The sequence below is a fragment of the Flavicella sp. genome (assembly GCF_037132785.1).
Lineage (GTDB): Bacteria > Bacteroidota > Bacteroidia > Flavobacteriales > Flavobacteriaceae > Flavicella.
In genome coordinates, this window is the sequence record NZ_JBAHZZ010000062.1 from 1 (window position 1) to 20,373 (window position 20,373).

Annotated in this window: 20 protein-coding genes; 1 reads left to right on the forward strand and 19 read right to left on the reverse strand. The window is 31.1% G+C overall.

What is annotated here, in order from left to right; all coding sequences use genetic code 11:
- The coding region (locus V5787_RS03830) for a helix-turn-helix domain-containing protein (protein WP_336891951.1) at nt 1-291 on the reverse strand (291 nt) is incomplete at its 3' end.
- A 147-nt stretch (nt 292-438) separates the two neighbouring features.
- Here V5787_RS03830 and V5787_RS03835 point away from each other — a divergent pair.
- Nucleotides 439-1,503, forward strand: a complete 1,065-nt coding sequence (locus V5787_RS03835; protein WP_336891952.1) for an aminoglycoside phosphotransferase family protein — start codon at nt 439-441, stop codon at nt 1,501-1,503.
- A 75-nt stretch (nt 1,504-1,578) separates the two neighbouring features.
- On the opposite strand, the gene V5787_RS03840 is transcribed toward V5787_RS03835, so the two are convergent.
- The 18 genes from V5787_RS03840 to V5787_RS03925 all read right to left on the reverse strand — a co-directional run bounded on the left by V5787_RS03840 (nt 1,579) and on the right by V5787_RS03925 (nt 20,060).
- Complete coding sequence (locus tag V5787_RS03840) at nt 1,579-3,033, reverse strand: oligosaccharide flippase family protein (protein WP_336891953.1); 1,455 nt, start codon at nt 3,031-3,033, stop codon at nt 1,579-1,581.
- Nucleotides 3,033-4,118: a UDP-N-acetylglucosamine 2-epimerase (non-hydrolyzing) gene (wecB, locus tag V5787_RS03845; protein WP_336891954.1), complete on the reverse strand. Its 1,086-nt coding sequence runs from the start codon at nt 4,116-4,118 to the stop codon at nt 3,033-3,035. Before wecB ends, V5787_RS03840 begins: the two co-directional genes overlap by 1 nt.
- The gene (locus V5787_RS03850; protein ID WP_336891955.1) at nt 4,119-5,399 is read right to left on the reverse strand and encodes a glycosyltransferase family 4 protein; all 1,281 of its coding nucleotides are present in this window, start codon (nt 5,397-5,399) and stop codon (nt 4,119-4,121) included. It lies immediately after the preceding gene.
- Entirely contained in the window at nt 5,396-6,586 is a 1,191-nt protein-coding gene (locus tag V5787_RS03855) for a glycosyltransferase family 4 protein (RefSeq protein ID WP_336891956.1), read from the reverse strand. The genes V5787_RS03850 and V5787_RS03855 overlap by 4 nt, the downstream gene beginning before the upstream one ends.
- 3 nt (nt 6,587-6,589) lie before the next feature.
- Nucleotides 6,590-7,108, reverse strand: coding sequence for a methyltransferase (locus tag V5787_RS03860; RefSeq protein ID WP_336891957.1), 519 nt, complete (start codon nt 7,106-7,108; stop codon nt 6,590-6,592).
- 3 nt (nt 7,109-7,111) lie between these two features.
- The gene (locus V5787_RS03865; RefSeq protein ID WP_336891958.1) at nt 7,112-9,538 is read right to left on the reverse strand and encodes a YfhO family protein; all 2,427 of its coding nucleotides are present in this window, start codon (nt 9,536-9,538) and stop codon (nt 7,112-7,114) included.
- A 33-nt stretch (nt 9,539-9,571) separates the two neighbouring features.
- A complete protein-coding gene (recN, locus tag V5787_RS03870) occupies nt 9,572-11,227 on the reverse strand; it encodes a DNA repair protein RecN (RefSeq protein WP_336891959.1) in 1,656 nt (551 codons plus the stop codon).
- Between the two features lie 125 nt (nt 11,228-11,352).
- Nucleotides 11,353-12,204 carry a DUF4835 family protein gene (locus V5787_RS03875; protein ID WP_336891960.1) on the reverse strand — a complete coding sequence of 284 codons (852 nt, stop codon included), beginning with the start codon at nt 12,202-12,204 and terminating at the stop codon, nt 11,353-11,355.
- A gap of 28 nt (nt 12,205-12,232) precedes the next feature.
- Nucleotides 12,233-13,444 carry a bifunctional phosphopantothenoylcysteine decarboxylase/phosphopantothenate--cysteine ligase CoaBC gene (coaBC, locus tag V5787_RS03880; RefSeq protein WP_336891961.1) on the reverse strand — a complete coding sequence of 404 codons (1,212 nt, stop codon included), beginning with the start codon at nt 13,442-13,444 and terminating at the stop codon, nt 12,233-12,235.
- A 5-nt stretch (nt 13,445-13,449) separates the two neighbouring features.
- On the reverse strand, nt 13,450-13,773 hold the full coding sequence (locus tag V5787_RS03885; RefSeq protein ID WP_336891969.1) for a DNA-directed RNA polymerase subunit omega: 324 nt from the start codon (nt 13,771-13,773) through the stop codon (nt 13,450-13,452).
- A gap of 12 nt (nt 13,774-13,785) precedes the next feature.
- Entirely contained in the window at nt 13,786-14,586 is an 801-nt protein-coding gene (bamD, locus tag V5787_RS03890) for an outer membrane protein assembly factor BamD (protein ID WP_336891962.1), read from the reverse strand.
- A gap of 126 nt (nt 14,587-14,712) precedes the next feature.
- Nucleotides 14,713-15,597 carry a 4-hydroxy-tetrahydrodipicolinate synthase gene (dapA, locus tag V5787_RS03895; RefSeq protein ID WP_336891963.1) on the reverse strand — a complete coding sequence of 295 codons (885 nt, stop codon included), beginning with the start codon at nt 15,595-15,597 and terminating at the stop codon, nt 14,713-14,715.
- Nucleotides 15,597-16,121: a hypothetical protein gene (locus tag V5787_RS03900; protein WP_336891964.1), complete on the reverse strand. Its 525-nt coding sequence runs from the start codon at nt 16,119-16,121 to the stop codon at nt 15,597-15,599. The genes dapA and V5787_RS03900 overlap by 1 nt, the downstream gene beginning before the upstream one ends.
- A 152-nt stretch (nt 16,122-16,273) precedes the next feature.
- The gene (locus V5787_RS03905; RefSeq protein WP_336891970.1) at nt 16,274-16,549 is read right to left on the reverse strand and encodes an ATP-dependent Clp protease adaptor ClpS; all 276 of its coding nucleotides are present in this window, start codon (nt 16,547-16,549) and stop codon (nt 16,274-16,276) included.
- A gap of 44 nt (nt 16,550-16,593) precedes the next feature.
- On the reverse strand, nt 16,594-17,433 hold the full coding sequence (gene prmA, locus V5787_RS03910) for a 50S ribosomal protein L11 methyltransferase (protein ID WP_336891965.1): 840 nt from the start codon (nt 17,431-17,433) through the stop codon (nt 16,594-16,596).
- Between the two features lie 130 nt (nt 17,434-17,563).
- Nucleotides 17,564-18,325 (reverse strand): triose-phosphate isomerase, encoded by a 762-nt coding sequence (gene tpiA / locus V5787_RS03915; protein WP_336891966.1) that lies wholly within the window; start codon nt 18,323-18,325, stop codon nt 17,564-17,566.
- 31 nt (nt 18,326-18,356) lie between these two features.
- Complete coding sequence (locus tag V5787_RS03920; RefSeq protein WP_336891967.1) at nt 18,357-18,866, reverse strand: TlpA disulfide reductase family protein; 510 nt, start codon at nt 18,864-18,866, stop codon at nt 18,357-18,359.
- 117 nt (nt 18,867-18,983) lie between these two features.
- Nucleotides 18,984-20,060, reverse strand: a complete 1,077-nt coding sequence (locus V5787_RS03925) for an ABC transporter permease (protein WP_336891968.1) — start codon at nt 20,058-20,060, stop codon at nt 18,984-18,986.
- Nucleotides 20,061-20,373: the final 313 nt, after the last annotated feature.

Here is a 20,373-nt window from a genome sequence, read left to right on the forward strand (position 1 = left end):
TCTAGTTGTCCACAAAGCGTAATCCAACTTTAATTGATCTGGCATTACATCAGTAATCATTTTTTGAATTGAGTCTTCTTGATCCTTATTGAGTAGTTTTCTGTTTTCAGATTTGACTCCCCGCTTTTGATAAATCAAGGGTTTTTTACCTCCTTTATTGTAGAGTTTCCTCCAATCCATAACAGTATTTACATGAACACCATAAAACATCGCTATGTCCTTTTTCTTATCTCCTCGATTTATCATTTTTATGGCATCCCTTCGTATAATTTCTCTTTCTTGATCGGACACGCTTCGTAAGTCTGTTTTTTCCGTCAATAAAGATACAAAAAAAATATATTAATTAAAGAACTATTGGTTCTGAGTTTATATAAGCAAATTATCGTACATTTGGTTTAAGAAAAAAAGAATACTTACCCTATAAATCTTTTATAAAATATGGAAAACCAGTTAAAATTCATATTCAGTCAATTTAACCAAGATACTCAGTTTGAGTCTTATTCTGAATTGGCTTCGGGACATATAAATGACACCTACTTAATTAAAACTACAAAAAAACCATTTTTTGTTTTACAGCGAATTAATCATGGGGTATTTAAAGATATTCCAGGTCTTATTTCAAATAAAGTGAATGTGAGTAATCATTTAATTAAGAAATTATCACATTTGCCAAAAGAGGAGTTAAACCGTAGTGTACTTCGTTTTGTTAAAACGAAAGAGGGAAATTCCTATTATCAAGAAAAAGAAGGTAATTATTGGAATATGATGGTTTTTATAGATAATAGTGTAACTTATGAAGAGGTTAAAGATGAAGAAGTTGCTTATGAAGGAGGTAAGTTATTTGGTGACTTTTTGAATATGACAAGTGATTTTCCTGCAGAAACATTGACTGAGGTTATTCCAAAGTTTCACGATATGTCATTTCGTTTTTCTCAATTCGAAGAAGCCTTAAAAACTGCATCAAAAGAAAGAAAAACACAAGCAAAGGAATATATAAATTGTGTAGCAGCACTGAAAGATGAAATGCACATTTTACAAAACCTAAAAGAGTCTGGAAAAATAAAAATTAGAGTTACACACAACGATACAAAAATTTCTAATGCTTTATTCGATACAAATAAAAAGGGTTTGTGTGTAATAGATACAGATACTATTATGCCAGGGATTGTACACTACGATTTTGGGGATGCTATTAGAACTATTTGTAATACTGCAGCAGAAGATGAGAGGAATCTTGATTTAGTAAATTTTAATATGAATTATTATAAAGCTTATGAAAAAGGATTTTTAGAAGAGGTCGAATCAGCGCTTACTCCGATTGAAATTAAATATCTTCCATTAGCAGCAAAGACGATGATTTTTATAATGGCACTTCGTTTTTTAACGGATTTTTTAAATAACGATATTTATTACAAAATAGCATATCCTGAGCATAATTTTGACAGAGCAAAGAATCAATTTAAATTAATAGAAAGTTTTGCCAAGCAAATCGAAACAACATAATTTAAAACAGTTTCTTTAAAGGATTTTAACTATATGTAAATAAACAAGTAATATTATTAGGAAGCAAACCTCCAATTATCTTCTCGAAAATTTATTTAAAACTGCATTTATATCTTTTGAAATATTGAGTTTATATATAAAAAACAAATACAATACGCTAATGAGTATCCCCTTTAGCGCAATATTTAATAGAGGATGGAACTGAAAGTTCCAAAAGAAAAACATCCCATAAAAAACAATCAATACTATAAATAACAAACCTGTTTTCGAAGTAAATGGATATAAATTAAACTTAGCTTTAACAAAGAGTAATTTAATTGTATTAAAAACAAAAACTACGAGTAATGTTGACAATGCCGCACCTTCTATACTCATCAAATCAATCAAATAATAATTTAAAACGATCACAGAAAATGCCATAGCGATACCGTAAGGCAATAAAACTTTATAATGCTTCGAGTTTGTTATGATCGCTCCATTTCCTCCTAAAAACATATGATATAGCTTTGCTAAGGATATACAAAACACAATATACTCTCCTCCCCTAAATTTTTCAGGTAACAATTCAAACATCACAGTAATATTCAAATTAATCAACAAAAAAACCAAACCAGAAATTGCTAAAAGATTTACAGAACTCTTTTTATACAAGCTATTCACCTCATCCATTTTATTTGTACTTAAGGCTCTCGCTATTAAAGGCTGTAATATTTGTGCCATTGCTCTTCCAGGAGTTTCTACTACTGATCCAATATAAACGGCCACAGAATAATATGCTGTTAAGGCAATTGCTTCCTTCTGCGGAATCATAAACTTATCAATATCTATCAAAATTGTTCCTGCAGCTCCCGCCAAAATAACATATAAAGAATATCTTATGACTTCTCCTATATTTTCTGGTAACTGCAAACTAAATTTTGGACGGTACAAATTCAATGCATACGAAGCCATCAGAAACATTCTAATAAAATAAGCACCCGTTAAACTCCAAATAAACTCTTCAATTGTAATCAGCTTAAAATACACAGAAAACAGAAGTACCATGGCTGCTATTCTTGAAAAAAGCTCTTTTAACAAATTCCCATAAACTGATTGCATCTGAACCTTAGACCAAGCGTAAAAAACCTCAAAATAAGCGGTAGCTATAGCGACCAAATAAATAACACTAACATATTCCTTTACTACAGGGTTTTTAATAGATAAATAATTAGAAATTCCCTCATAAAACAACACGCCTATAAAACCGATTGGCAATGCGACCAATAGAGGTAATAATAAGGCTACGGATAAAAATTTATCCGTTTCCAATTTTGAAGTATAGCCAGAATAAAACTTAAGAATCGTGTATTGTACTCCAAATGCGACAAAAGGCATTAATAAATTCGCTGTAGACAACAAAAAAGTAACCAACCCGTAATAAGTATCTCCTAAAAAGAAAGTATATAAAAACAATGCATTGATTCCTCCAATTGCAAATGCACCATAAATGGTAAGGATATTTCTAATAGATTGTTTTAATACGATTCCCATTAATCTTGAATCAAATTACAAATAGCTTTGTGAATTTTTTCTCCAACATGATTCCCAAATAGTTCAATACTAAAATCATTCTCTTTGGTTTGAAACTCGTAAAACACTTCTACCATTTGATCTGAACTACTTCCTATAAGTTTAGCAAAACCATTTGACACCAGCTCTACCCACTCTGTCTGCTCCCTTGCTACTAAACAATACTTTTTATTAAAAAATGCTTCTTTTTGTAATCCTCCGCTATCTGTTACTACCAAATTACAATTTTTAAGCAATTCTAGCATATCAAAATATCCAACTGGCTCAATAAATTCAATAGGATACTCTAATTTATTATTTTCTAAAATATTTTTAGTTCTCGGGTGTAAAGGCATTATAACTTTTTTGACCCCATGAATCTTGGTCAATCCTTCAAATATTGAAGTCAAAACTGAAAGTGAATCTGTATTCTCCTGACGATGAATCGTTGCCAATACAAATTCATTTTTTTTAAGTCCAAGTTGTTCTATGATAGTAGATTTCTGGCTAGATATTTTCCCATAATACAAAACAGCATCCTTCATAATATCACCACAAATCACAAAGTCAATATCCAACTGATCGTATCCTTCCTTTTTTAAATTGGTCATTGCTGTTTCTGTAGGACAAAGTAATAAATTAGAAATTCTATCTGTTAATGTTCTATTTACCTCTTCAGGCATTTTCATGTTAAAAGAACGTAAACCTGCCTCAATATGCACTACTTTAATTTGCAATTTCTGAGCCGCCAAAGCACCTGCAAAAGTTGAATTTGTATCCCCGTAAACGACTACTGCATCTGGTTTTTCAACTAACAAAATAGCCTCTATTTTCTCTAACATTTGACCTGTCATGGCACCATGTCCAACTCCATTTACATCTAAATTGTATTTGGGTTTTGGAATTTCCATTTCAACAAAAAAAACATCACTCATATTTGCGTCATAATGCTGCCCCGTATGTACAATTACCTCATTTATTTGTTGGTTTTTCTGTATTTCACGACTTAAAACTGCTGCTTTTACAAATTGAGGTCTTGCTCCTAATATGGTAACTATTTTTTTCATTTAGCAAACTGTTGTTTTGATCAATTCTGCTAATTCTTTCGTTAGCTCTTTTCTGTGGTATTTATGAATATCAATACTAGAAACATTTAATTTTTGTTGAAGATAATCTTTGTAGTATCTCTTTATAATTTCTTTTATTTTTTCAAGTTCTGTGAAATTTACAATCGTCCCTGAATTTGTTTCTCTCAATATTTCAGCCAAATCACCATCTATAGGTCCAATTGCTAAAATAGGTCTTTTAGCTACTAAATACTCAAATATTTTCCCTGTAATAATTCCTTTAGCACTTGGTACATTATTCACTGCTAATAATAACAACTGAGATTTCTTCTGATATTCATAAACTTCTTCGTGCGGTAAGTAAGCAATTAATTTTGTGTTTTCCATTAATCCATTTTCCCTAATAGCATCAATCACACTCGCATCTAAATTCCCGATCAATTGAATCGTAAAGTTCTCAGAAAAACCTTTTATTTCGTTAGACAGTAAGGCCAAAGATTTCCATAGGATTATTGGATTTCTATCTTCATTCATCATTCCTATATGAGTAATAGAAAATTTGCTATCTAATTTTGTTTTTTCTACTGATATATCAACATCATAACCATTAGTTATAACAACTGTTTTTTTATTGAACTTTAAATAATTTTCACGCATTGTTTTCCCTACAACTATCACGGAATCAGAATTTTCAAGAACCTCTTGCTCCATAGAAAAATGTTTACGTTTCGCTTTTTCTGTCAAAGGTAATTGATGAAAATAATCAATATCAGTCCAAGGGTCTCTAAAATCAGAAATCCATTTTATGTTTGTTTTTTGCTTTAACTCTAAAGCTATTTTATGTAAACTATGAGGTGGTCCAGAAGAAATTATTATGTCTACAGAATTCTCTTTTATGTACTTTTCTAAGAATTTAACTGATGGTTTAATCCAGAACATCCTAGCATCTGGGATAAAATAGTTAGCCCTGATATAGGTACTAAACCTTCCAAACAATGTTTGATTACTCTTTAAAAAACCAGCATTCGTTTTTGCCTTTTTTCCTTTTGAAAAAAAACTAACCAATTGATAAGGCTCCCAAATAGGTTGTTTTAAAACTTCAATTCCCTCAGGAATATCTTTTGACAAACCAATATCTTCTATAGAAAAATCAGGATTATCAACAGTATAAACAATAGGAGTTATACCAAAACCTTGCAAGTATTTCACAAACTTCAACCAACGTTGTACTCCAGAACCTCCAGCTGGCGGCCAATAATATGTGAGAATTAATACTTTCAAACTTCTAATTTATTATATAAATGTACTAAGTTTTTAGAGGTTTGTTCCCATGTAAATTCATTTTCTATAAATTCTTTTCCATTGACTCCATAACGATCAACTAAATCAGTATTCGCAAACATTTCTAAAACTTTATCTGTAAAGTCTGCCTTATCTTTAGCTTTATGAACCAAACCAGATACAGCTCTTTTAATAATATTTTTTTGAGCATCAACATCACTTATCAATAGTGGTTTTCCTAAACTCATATATTGAAATATTTTATTGGCATAAGTCGTATCGTGATGTTTATTTTTATGCAATGGAGAAATACAAATAGTACTCGATTTTATATAGGATGGAAATAAAGAAACATCCTTCCATCCTTCAAAATCAACATATTTTTCAATGTGAAGCGCTCTAACTTTTTCTTTTAAAATAAAATCTGTACTACTAACACCTACAATGACTAATTTTATATTTTTTATTTTTTTTACCAACGTTGAAATACTTTCAATAGCAGTCATCAGTCCTCTTCTCAACCCAGTATCCCCTAAATACAAAAGCACAAAATCATTTTGATATTTATTTTCTATATCTATATTATAAACAGCTTCTTTATAAAAAGATCGATGCACTGTATTCGGCACCACTACTATTTGATCCTTTGTGACATCACAACGCTCTAACAAATCTTGTTTCGCCTCTTCTGTGACTACAATTGTAGCTTTTGTCTGCTCTATATATTTCTTTTCATAAAACTTCCAAATACTTGGTTTTATGACATATTTCCCAGGGAATTTATTTAGATGTGGATAGAATTTCATGATTTCTGGTCTGTTTTCATGTAAATCCATCACAATAGGAAGATTCAATATCGAATTTGCCTTAAAAGCAGCACCTGCAACTTGAATGTCATGGATATGAATCGAATCTATATTATTTACCTCTAAAAAATGGTTGATTTTTTTTGAAATACTATTCTTATAAAAGGGTAAAGTATAGGCCAAAGCAGATAGCTTATATTCTAGTTTAGAAGAAAGGTATCTTCTTATAAAAATACCTTTTATAGATTCATTTTCTAATTGTTCTCCATAATGTAAACAAAATAAAAACACTTCGTGACCAGCCTTAACCAATGTCAAAGCTTCATTTTCCACCCTTGGATCAGGAGGAAAAACGGCATCTAAAAGCATTCCTATTCTCATAAATTATTTTCTTTCAGCGTAAACCGCATAATATCTTGGTGTAAATTTCCTCAATATAGGACGAAATCCTAATTGCTTTGTCGGACTTGTCCATTTTTTAGTTTTCTTATAGTCCCAACCCGACTTTTCAATCAGCCAATCAAACTGCCAATCTTCAAACTCATGGTAATGACGATCCCACATATCCGTTTTACTTCTATAAGCACTCGCAAACCAAAGCTTTAATGGAATCGTTGTAATTAATTTCTTTGCTTCAATTAATTTCAAAACATTATAAGGAGCTAATAAGTGTTCAAATATTTCAAATGCAGTAACAGCATCTACTTTTTGATTATTTACTGTTTCTGGAAAATTATCCAAATCTTCCCCATTTGTATTATAAACAGTATATCCATTTTCTTCCATAATTTCAGAAAAAGGATTACGAACTCCTAAGTCCAAAATTACAGCTGGAGCTGGCAATACTTCTTGCAAAAACTCTAAGGTATGTGCATACCTTTTATTGTGGATTATTTTGTACATATTCTATTTGTTTTTAATCATCTTATTCCTATACAGACCAATACTAGACAGTAAAAAAAATAAAAACATGCTACCTAAATTAATAATACTACCCGTTGCAATAATAGTAGGTTCGAATTTAAATTCAATTAGATGTTTACCTGCTGGTACTTCCAAAGCCCTTAAAACATAGTTTACTCTGATATAAGGTTTAATTTCCCCGTCAACATAAGCGTTCCATCCTTCTTTATAATAGATTTCAGAAAAGACTGCTAACTGATTCGTTTGACTATTTGATTGATACGATATAGCATTAGCTTGGTAACTTTTTAAATCAATAGTAGCAAAACTATCTATTCCTTGAACTTGATATTGACTTTTAAAATTGGTGAATTCTAGTTCATTTATAATAGCTGTTGATTTTGAATCAAAATCTGCCAAAGACACTATTTCTTCATTTGCTGAATTTACAAATAAGACATCATTAACAAACCAGGCATTTCCATTTGATTCTGGATTCACCTGCAATTCTTTTTCACCCGATTCATCAGAAATGACAAAATACTTTGTATTAAGCATATTAAAAACCTGTAAATTGTTTTTCAAAATATGAAAATCTACCAATTCTTGATACCTTCCCAATTTTGCGGCATGATAACCACCAATAGATTTATGAAAATAAGATGTTGCCCCATCATTCATGAAATTTCTTGAAAAATTAGCAACCCTATAATGTCCTTTATCTTTTAATATCTCTATATCTATTTCTGATTTCACGAATGGTTTTTCAATTTTACTCGCTTTGTGAAAATCACTTGTATCCACATACCTTCTTGCAGTACCAACCATATCAAACAAGAACAAAACAGCCATAATACCCAACACAACATTATATCTAATCTTATCTTTTATATATAAGAACAACACTGCTGCTGTTGCTAAAACAAGTAATAAGGAACGTAAACTATCATCAAAAAAAAGAACTTTTCTATCTGCCTGAATGGCATTGCTTAGTCCTTTTATCATATTGTCATAGTAACCATCATTCGCTCCTTCAAAACCAAAAACGCTAGTTCCGATTAAAGTAAACAACAAGGCAAAGCCACCAACGATATAAAAACTATTTTTTAAATAAATTTCCTTTTCTTTTTTTGTCAATGCATCAGAAAAATATTCTTTTAAAGCCAACAAGCCCAATAACGGAATACATATTTCAGCAATAACCTGAATAGATGACACAGCCCTAAATTTATTGTATAAAGGTACATAATCAATAAATATTGATGTTAGGAAATTAAAATTATGTCCCCAACTCATCAAAATTGAAAATATGGTAGCAGCAACCAACCAAATTTTCAGTTTAGAATTCACAATAAAAATCCCTAATACAAATAAGAAAATAAATACTGCTCCAATATAAGCAGGAGCCGCAACAATGGGTTGACTTCCCCAATATGTAGGAACGTTTTCAGAAAACCTCTTCGCTTGACTATGGTCAGTTCTAGAACTTAAAAACTTATAGGTTTCCGAACTTTCACCTAAACTTTCACTATTTGCTCCCCCGGTAAATCTCGGAATAAACAAATTAAAAGTTTCCATTTTACCATAACTGTATTCTGTTATATAACTATATGAAAGTCCAGTACTTACCTTTTTGGATTTACCATCTGATGTAATCGTCAATTCACTTTTCCCTCTTGTACTTTTATCCGCATATTGTTTTGTAGCCAATAAACTACTAGCATTCATTCCTAATGCCAAAACCATACCTAGAATTATAATTGCCGACTGAATTGCAAATGACTTAATAGATTTTTGGGTTTTTAAAACATCAATTAAAAAAACAATTCCTAAAATCAATAAAACAAAGCCCAGATAATAGGTCATCTGAGGGTGACTTGTATTTATTTCCAACGCCATAGCAAGGGTTGTCAATAAAAAACCTTTTAAATATTTCGATTGATAGACCAACAATACTCCTGCCAAAACTATTGGAATATATCCAATTGCATGTGCTTTTGCATTATGTCCAACTCCAATTATAATTATAAAATAGGTAGAAAACCCAAAGGCTAACGAACCAATTATAGCTAATTTCCAATCAAATTTCAACACCATTAAAAGCACAAAAAAACCTAAAAAATAAAGAAATAAATAATCTGCAGGTCTTGGTAAAAAACGAATAACACTATCAATTTTTTTAATATAGTTATTGGGATAATAAGTACTTAATTGATAGGATGGCATACCCCCAAACGCAGCATCAGTCCAATAAGGCTCCTCCCCATGTTTAACTCTAAAATCTTTAATTTCTTTAGACATTCCACGAAATTGTTGAATGTCACTTTGAAAAATTTTTTCCCCTTTTAGTACTGGGGAAAAATAGACTAGAGCAACTCCTGCAAAGACAAACAATGCTATTAGATAAGGAGTTATTTTTTTAATGTTCATAGAGATGGAAATAATTTATTGAATACCTTTAACCTAAGCTTTTAATAATTCTTTTGCATGTTCTAATGCAGACTCACTAATATTTTTACCACCTAATATTTCTGCAACTTCTATAACCCTTTCCTCGTAAGTTAACGGTTTTAAAAATGTTGTCGTAATTCCATCTACATCTTCTTTATACACTTTAAAATGAGCATCCCCTTTTGCTGCTATTTGCGGTAAATGTGTAATTGTTATTACTTGCATATATGCACCCATTTCTTGCATTATATCTGCAATTTTATTAGAAACATCACCTGAAACACCTGTGTCAATTTCATCAAAAATAATAGTAGGTAGTTTTGTGTATTTTGAAAGGATCAATTTGACTCCCAACATTATCCTAGACATTTCACCTCCTGAAGCCACTTTTTTAAGCTCGTCATAATGACCTCCTTTATTTGCTGAAAACAAGAATTTTAATTCATCTTTTCCGTTAAAGTAATAATTATCAGAATGGCTTAATCCTATATTAAAAGAGGCATTCACCATTCCCAATTTAGATAATACTTCTTCTAACTGTTTTGTCAGTTTAGGTATCGATATTTTTCGTTTTGTGTGAACCTCTAGACTGATTGCATTTAATTTTTTAACTACTTTTGTAATTGCCAACTCTTTTTCTTCCAATAGCTCAGATGCATTTTCAACCTGACATACTTTAACCTCAAGAGCATCCCTAACAATAATCAGCTCCTTTACCGTAGATACCATATGCTTTTTTTGCAATGTATAAATCAATTGCAAACGATCGTTTAATCTATCAATTTCATCAGAGTTTACATCAACACTTTCTATAGATTTCTCTAACTCGAAAACAACATCATTTAACTCGATTATCAAACTTCCAACTCGAGTAGCATAAGATTCAAATTCATCAGAGAAACCACTAATTTTGTCCAAAGTGTTTTTCATCTGATTTAATCCTGTTTGAATCCCAACCTGTTCATTTCCAGCTAAATTCACACTCTCAACCAAAGCAGAACTAATGGCTTCACTATTATTTAGTTTATCTATCGTTTCTTCTAATTCCTCTTGTTCATAATCCTTTAAACCAGACTGTTCCAACTCTTTAAATAAGTGTGAATTATAAGCATACTCTTGTTTTGCCGCCTCCTGACTCTGTAACAAAACTTGCAATTCCTTTTGGAGTTTTTTATAAATCTTTAATTCGTTGCTATATTTTTCTAACAATTCAAAATTACCCGCCAAAGCATCCAAAATATGAAACTGGTAACTTGATTCAGACAATTGTGCTGTTTTATGTTGAGAGTGAACATCAATCAATTTTTCTTTCAATAAATTTAACACCGACAATGTTACAGGCATATCATTTACAAAAGCCCTAGATTTACCACTTGGTAAAATTTCTCTCCGAATAATAGTCTGTTCTTCATAATCTAAATCTTCCTGTTCAAAGAATTTTTTTAATCCATAGTCATCAACAGAAAAAGTCGCTTCGATAACACATTTTTTCTTATTATCCTTTAAGCTATTCAAATCGGCTCTATTCCCCATTACAAGTCCTAATGCTCCCAAAACAATAGACTTACCAGCACCAGTTTCTCCAGTAATAATAGAAAGACCTTTTTTAAAATCCGTTTGTAGCTCCTTAATAAGAGCGTAATTAGAAATAGATAATGTCGTTAACAATTTTCTTTTTTTTAATACTAAATTAAGTGGCGTAAATTTAACGATTCTTTTTGTGAAATCTCTACTAAATAATCAGCAAAAAAAAAGCCCTTAAAAAGAACTATAAATCGACGGAAAAGTACAGTTTATATTTTTTCCCATTTGAGACTATTTGTAGCAGAAATTTTATTCAACATTTTTTTTAAATCTTTTACTTCTACATTTGGACCTGAATTAAAAACATCAACTATTTCATCTGATTTCGCATCAAAAAATATCCGAAACAAAAAAGAGTTTTGACTTCGTTTATATAAGTTTTCAAAAGACATAAGCTGATTTAAGACTTCATCTTTAGCACTAATTTCATCTACAGAAAACTGATCCATTCCTAAGCGATGATAGCCATAAAGCACATTTCTATATTCTCTATGCCCATTTGCTAATATCAAATCAACTAATAAATTTCTATTTAAAGAATTTCTTTCAGGCTCCCAGCCAGAATAATTTCCAGACTGTGCCAGGTTGACAATATCAAAGGCCTGTTTTAGATAAGGTTCTCCTCCTTTTAAAGAAAAAGTATCTGCATCTAACCCTATAATCATATAAGCATAGTATGACATCAATGAAATTAAATTAGACTGATAAATCGATGCATTATAAATCAACGGCTCAAATTCTGTATATTCAAAAGAAATGGCATCGTCTTTAAAATTAAAAATTGGCGTTTTATAGTTACTACCATATACAGGGCGCACAGCATTTACCTGAAGTGTGCCTGAAAAAGAAGTATTCGAATATGAACTTATGATTAAGGTCATACCACAATCAATTTTCTCCTGATTTTCATAAACTTTGTTCGTCCATTGTTGTTGATTTAGAAACTCTGTCAAAGCAACTTCCAGGGTTTGAAAAACTTGTTTATTGCTTACTCCTATTTGATCTGCATTGATAGAAAACGTACAATTTAATTCCTGTGCCTTCACGGACGTCAAGGACATAATTATTAAAACAAGAATTGAAAAACATTTAAACATTCGCTCTTTTTAATATTTCTACAAAAATATCAGAAGCTACAGCTTCTTTAGACTTTAACGAATATTCGGAGATTATATTTGATTGATCTATAATACTAATCTTATTTGTATCCCCTCCAAAGGCTGCTCCATTATCGTTTAATGAGTTTAGAACTATCATATCTAAATTTTTTTGAATTAATTTACCTTTTGCATTTTCAACTTCATTATTTGTTTCCAATGCAAAACCAACTAAAAACTGATTCTTTTTAGAAACTCCCATATCTTTTAAAATGTCTTTCGTTGCTTTTAATTCAATAGCTAAGTTTCCTTCTTTTTTCTTTATTTTTTCACTTGCTACTGTAACTGGAGTATAATCCGCTACAGCGGCAGCAGCAATTGCAATATCAACATTTTTATAAAACTCGAATACAGTATTATACATTTCTTCTGCACTTACCACATCTATACGTTTCACTAAAGAATGCTGAATGTTTTGTGAAGTTGGTCCAGAAATCAAAACAACCTTAGCTCCTAAATTAGCAGCCGTAAGCGCCAATTCAAATCCCATTTTCCCAGAAGAATGATTCCCTATAAAACGTACAGGGTCAATCGACTCATAGGTAGGTCCAGCAGTAATCAGAACCTTTTTTCCTTTTAATGGTAATTTACCTAGGATATCCTTTTCAATAAAACTCACAATCTCTTCAGGCTCCGCCATACGGCCTTCCCCTATTAAGCCACTAGCCAATTCACCAACTCCAGCTGGAATAAGATGATTGCCATAGTCTTGTAATTTATTGATATTCTCTGTAGTAGATGGATGTTTAAACATATCCAAGTCCATTGCAGGAGCAAAATAAACAGGACATTTTGCAGAAAGGTAAACAGCTAATAACAAATTATCAACAGTACCATTTGTCATTTTAGACAACGTATTCGCTGTTGCAGGAGCAACAATCATATAATCTGCCCATAAGCCTAAATCTACATGATTTGTCCACAGTTCATTTTTATCTTTTTTTTCGTAAAAAACAGAATGAACAGGATTCTTAGAAAGTGTAGATAAAGTTAATGGAGTAACAAAATCCTTAGAAGCAGGAGTCATGATCACTTGGATCTCGGCTCCTGCTTTAATAAATAATCTTACTAGATGAGCTGTTTTATAGGCAGAAATTCCAGCGGTTACACCCAAAAGAATTTTTTTACCTTTTAAAACACTCATATCTCCTAGTCTTTTTTGTCAGATTTTCTGAAATAAATTTCATCATTCAGCCACTCTTCAACAGCTAAAGAATGTCCTTTAGGTAATTTTTCGTAAAATTTAGAAACCTCAATTTGTTCTTTATTTTCAAATACCTCATCTAAACTATCGCTGTAAGTCGCAAATTCCTCTAGTTTTTCTACCAACTCTTTTCTCAAATCTCCATTGATTTGATCCGCTCTTTTGGCAATAATCGAAATTGCTTCATAGATATTTCCAGTAGGTGCTTCTACTTTTAATTTATCATATGTTACAGTAGTATCTGGTGCATTTGTGTTTTTGTAATCCATCATGACTATTTGTTAACTTAATATTAATGCTATTTCTTCTTGTACTTTTTTCAATAAACTTTGTGATTCTTTAAGATATTTTGATTCAGGGTAATTTTTCTCTAATTTATTATATGCTTTCTCTGCATCTACTAAACGTTTGTATTTTTTAGTAATTGCGCTACGAACACTTAACTCATATGCTGATTTAAATTTATAAAAAAACACTTCTTCTCTATAAACCGTACCAAAATACTTAGAAATCATATTATCAAAAGCGACAACCGCAGATGTATAATAACCTATATCGTAATATTGTTTTGCTATATTAAAAGCTTTTGTTTCCAGTTTATACTGTAATTGGTTAACCATTTCATTTGCTTCTTGCAAACGTTCAGAATCTGGGTATGTATTGATATATCTTTGAAAGGCCACTAAAGCTTCTTTTGTTACTGTTTGATCTACACTATATTTTGGTGACGCAAGAAACTGACATTTTGCGCCATTAAACGATGCTTCTTCCCTTTTTGAACTATTTGGATAGTTATTAGTGAATTTCTCAAAATAATAAGCCGCATTCGCATAATCTTTTGTGTTAAAATAGGATTGGGCAATCATAAACTGAATACGCTCCATTTGAGGCTTGCCTTTATATGCAGAGGTAATCATTTCAAACAGACGCAAAGATTTATTAAAGTTTTTAGCTTCATACATCTCTGTAGCCATTTTATATTTATCTGATAAGCTCCCTTTATTTAGAACTTGATGATACTGACTACAAGAAGTTAATATAGTTACCGACAATAAAACTAATAGATATTTTAATTTAAGCATTTTGCAAAATTAGACATTATTTATGAATTAATAAAACGATTTCTCAATCAAAAAACACTTATCAAAAATAAGTTCTATAGTCGAAAATAGATATTTTTACTTCCTAAAAGATTGTTAATTTACATTTTAACAAAAAACAGGTGTAAACTTCTTTAGTTTATCCTTAAGATTTTTAGTTGCAGAAACCAAAGGCAAGCGCACTTCAAAAGAAGTCTTAATATCACCTAGAACCACCAATAGAGCTTTAATTCCCACAGGATTACCTTCTTCAAAAATCAAATCTAATACATCCATCATTTGATATTGAATTTTATACGCTTTACTCGTAGATTTACCCAAACCTAAGCGAATCATTTCAGAAAATTCTTTTGGATACGCCTGACCCAAAACAGAAATAACACCTGCTCCTCCGGCCAATGTCATAGATAATGCAATCATATCATCACCTGAAATAACAAGAAAATCATTTGGCAAAATCCGAATTAACTTCATTGCTTGAACAATATCTCCAGCTGCTTCTTTAACACCAATAATATTCTGACAAGACACAGCCAGTCTCAATACTGTTTCAGGAGCAATATTAGAACTTGTTCTACTTGGAACATTATAAATTATTACAGGCAATGGACTCGCTTCTGATACGGCTACATAATGTTGATATATCCCTTCTTGAGAAGGTTTATTATAATAAGGAGATACCGACAACACCGCATCAAAAAAACTTAAATCTAAGTTTTTCAACTCATCTACTACATGAGCTGTGTTATTGCCTCCTACTCCCAAAACCAAAGGGACACGACCGTTGTTTTGATTTATAATGGTTTTTTTAACAAGTTCTTTCTCTTCCGAGGTTAAAGTAACAGGTTCCGCAGTCGTTCCGAGTACAACAATATATTCTACTCCATTTTCAATCTGAAAATCTACCAACTGCTCCAAAACTGCAACATCAACACTTTTATCCTCTCTAAAAGGAGTTATCAAAGCGATACCTGTTCCTAAAAATACTTGCATTATAATTTCTTTAAAATCTTTAAATATTTTATCATTTCATCCGTCAAGACATCTAAATTTCTTTCTGTATCTGAAATCGATAAATCGTACAATCTATTCTCTTTTGAAGTAAATCCAACTTTAAAATTTGATAGGGAATGTAAAGTTATCACATTCCAATATAAATTTTCTTCAAATCCGTAATTTATCAACAAGTCGTATTCATTTTTAACAAATTCCTGAAGCTTGTTTGATTTTAAACTTCCATGCCAGCCGAAATCATTTCTTGTAAGCTCAAAGTCTGTATATACCACCCCCTTCTTAAAATTCTTAAATACAATTAGGTGAATATTTTCAATGGGAATTTTAAATTCTTGTTGTAATGAATTAAGTGTAGGGTTACTTTTTAATAATTGTGACTCCTCCATCAAAATTGCGATAGTTTTAATCACCTTTCTGTTCCTGTTCTCAATGGAATATTTTTGGTTGAGCTTATCTTTTTGATACCTTTTCGCAATACTTTTCTTTTTTAGTTTTGAAAGCATAGATAATGATTATGGATTTTATACGAAAATAATTATTTTATTTCTAGCAACTATACTAATTTTCAAGAATGTAAACATATCATTAATTTCCATAAAAAAAATCAGATTTCATAAAGCACGAAATCTGACATAAATATTTAATCTGTTTATTTCTAGTGCAATTCTGCTGACAAGCCTAATTCTTGAAGTTTCGCACATATGGACTTTAACTCATCAAATTCTCCTGTCTTCACTGCACATTTTCCTTTATAATGAACCAATACCGTACATTGCTCTGCCTGTTCTAAAGTGTGTTCACATACACTTATCAATGATTCAATTACAAAATCAAATGTATTTACATCATCATTATGCAAAATAATCTCATGCTTTGAAGCTAACAGCTCCTGTATATCTAAATCTTCTTGTATTTTCTCTTTTATCCCCATCATATTAATACATCTGTTAAGTATCTTTATATTAGACTACAAATTTAAGCATTTTTTAAATACCTCAAAGACACCCATTTATTTCTTTCTAATTGATTTTGAAGTGACATATCAAGCGCCACAGCTTTTTTATCTAGCAAAGGAATATCTTCTGCATAGAACCCACTTAACAATAAAATTCCTCCATTACGCAAACAAGCACCATAGATATCTAAATCATTTAACAATATATTCCTGTTAATATTAGCTATAATAACATCGTATTTTTTTCCTTTCAATAAATTGGTATCTCCTTCAAAAACTGATATCTGTTGACAATTATTTCTTTCTATATTCTCAACAGTATTTAAATAACACCAATTATCAATATCAATTGCGTCAATAGGCTCTGCTCCTTTCATTTCAGAAAAAATAGCCAAAATCCCAGTTCCACAGCCCATATCTAATGTTTTCTTGCCTTTCAATTCTAAGCCTAATAGATGCTGTACCATCATATGAGTTGTCTCATGATGCCCTGTACCAAAGCTCATTTTTGGCTCGATAATAATATCGTATTCTAAATTTGGATTTTTGTGAAAAGGAGCTCTAATCGAAACTTTTTTATCTACTTGAATTGGTGAAAAATTCTTCTCCCATTCACTATTCCAATTCACTTGTTCAATCTTTTCTCTAGTATATTTTATATCAAATTCACTAGAATTTAACACATACACAACCTCTAATATAGCATCATCACACTCTTGCTTTTGAATATATGCAATTACGCCTTCTTCATTTTCCACAAAACTCTCAAAACCAACATAACCCAATTCTGCGATTAACATATCAGTTGCTGGATCTCTTGGGGTAACCGTAAAAGTAAACCCATAATATATTGCATTCATAATCATCTATTTTAAAATTTTGCAAAGAATAAGACAAGTATTGTGTTGAATAATACTGTTATTATTTATTTTGATTGCAAAAAAAAGCACTATCAACAGACGGATAGTGCTTTTTAAATTATTTTAATACTTATTGAATAGCCTCAATAATAGCAATAAAATCAGCAGCTTTCAATGCAGCTCCACCAATTAAACCTCCATCTACATCTTTTTTAGAAAAAATTTCTTTTGCATTTACAGGCTTGCAAGAACCACCATATAATATAGAAACTTCATCTGCTAAAGCTGTATCATATTTATCTGCAACTATTTTTCTAATAAAAGCATGCATCTCCTGAGCTTGATCAGCAGAAGCAGTTTCTCCAGTTCCAATTGCCCATACAGGCTCATATGCCAATACGATATTTTTCCATGCTGAAGCTTCTAATGTAAATAATGCATTTGAAATTTGAGATTCAACAACTGAAAAATGATTTCCAGATTTACGGTCTTCTAATACTTCTCCAAAACAAAAAATGACTTCTAAATTATTTGCAAAAGCAGCATTCACTTTTTCAGCCAATAAAGCATCAGACTCACCAAAATATTCTCTTCTTTCAGAATGACCTAAAATCACAGACTTTAAACCAATAGAAGAAAGCATTTCTCCAGAAATCTCTCCTGTATACGCTCCGCTGTTAGCTTGATGCATCGTTTGAGCAGCAACTTCTACAACTGAACCATCAGTAGCTTCTTTCACAGCTGTCAAATTTACAAATGTTGGAGCAACAATTACTCTTGTATTGTTTAAAGTTTTCCCTTTTAAACCTTCTTTTAATTCATTAGCTAGAGCTTTTGAAGCGGCTAAATCATTATTCATTTTCCAGTTACCTGCTACTATTTTACTTCTCATTTTTATTTATTTATCGTTGAATTATCTCTTTTTAATATGAATTTTTTATCGCTATTTCTAATTTTTCATCAGATGCTTTCGTCGCTTTAAACAATTGTATTTTCCCATCTGCCCCAACAACTATATATCTCGGAATCCAGTCCAAATCAATAAATTTATTAAAATCACTATCCCATCCATCATACACAAAATAATGTTCTCCTTCCACCTGATACTTTTCAATACCACGTTTCCATGAAGCAAAATCTTTATCTAACGATAAAAACAAGAAAACAGTATCTGAATTCTCCTTTTGTAAGTCTTTTACCTTTGGCATTCCTTCAATACAATCTGAACACCATGATGCCCAAATATCGATTACAACTTTTCTCCCTTTATATTGTTCTATAATTTTAGAAAATGTAATTTTCTCTCCTTGAATATCTAACATCACATCCGCTAGAGCTTTTTCAGAAAACTGAGTTTTATCTTGAGTAGTTGTACAAGAAGTAATAACGATAAAAAAAAGAAAGACTAAATTTTTCATATATCTGACATCCATAATTGTTGAATTTTATTTATAAGTACTTCGTTAAAATGGATTCACAAAGTTACGGCTAAATACTTAGATAAAAATATTTGATAACCTTGGAGTACTCAAACGTTTTCGATATAAAATTTAACTCAATCTAATTTTAGGGTCTAACCAACCATAAATAATATCTACCAGAATATTTATCAAAATAAACAAACTAGCAATTACCAATACGACTCCCATTATTACGGGCTGATCCAAGGTATTTAAAGCCTCTATTATTTCTTTCCCAACTCCATTCCAATTGAAAATATACTCCACAAAAACCGCTCCTGCTAACATAGAGGCAAACCAACCAGAAATTGCAGTAATTACAGGATTTAATGCATTTTTAAATGCATGATTTTTTATAATTTTAAACTCGCTTAAACCTTTTGCTTTTGCAGTGCGAATATAGTCTTCATTCAACACCTCCAATAATGAATTTCTCATCAATTGAATAACCACTGCCAAAGGTCGTATTCCTAAAACTACTGTGGGGAGAATTAAATTTTTTAATTGCAATACAGTTCCTTCACCAAAATCATCCACTTCATACAGACTGCCTGTCATATTCAAATGCGTATATTCTTTTAGTACAAATCCAAAAAACCAAGCAAAAATAATCGCAGATAAAAAAGAAGGTAAACTCATTCCTAAAGTACTCACCACAGCAATGAATTTATCAAAAAACGAATCCTTCCATAAAGCAGAAAAAACCCCAAACAAAATTCCTATCACCAAAGCTATTCCAATGGAAGCTACTGCTAATATAGCAGTATTTGGTAATGTTTCTGATATAATCTCACCAACTGGCTTTCCGTTTTTCTGAAAAGACCTGCGTAAATAAGGTATCTTTAAAGCTAAAGAAAAACCACCCAAAGAAACAACACCAAACGTATTGTATTTATCTTTTTCTAAAAAAGTAAAATCATCTCTAGAGTTACTGTGAAAAGACAACAAAGAAATATCATTTATATAATAAAGGTATTGGGTCGTCATTGGTTTATCAAACCCATACTTTTTCTTCACAGAAAGTAACTGCTCACTATCCTGCCTTTGATCAAGCATCATTCGTGCAGGATCTCCTGGCAAAACATTAAACAACAAAAAAACGACAGTAGCCACTCCAAACAAAGTGAACAAGCCGTATCCTATTTTTTGTATAATATTTTGAATCATATATAATAAAACTGAAACAAATGTATGAAATTAAATCAGCTTGTCAAGTTGAAAAAAGGTTCTTAATGAGGCTTACGAATCCAGGGCAAACTCACACTTTTTTCAAGTTAATTCGATTGACTTGTAGTTATTTATATTGTTTATTTTTCGTGTATCATACTGACAGTTAGGAAAATATAATTATGGATTCAAAAAGTAAATTAGTCAGTATTTTTGGTAAGGTAGAAGACCCTAGAAGCGATATAAACAAGTTACATGACTTGGTTGATATCCTTCTTATTGGTGTGATTTCGGTGATTTGTGGGGCAGAAAC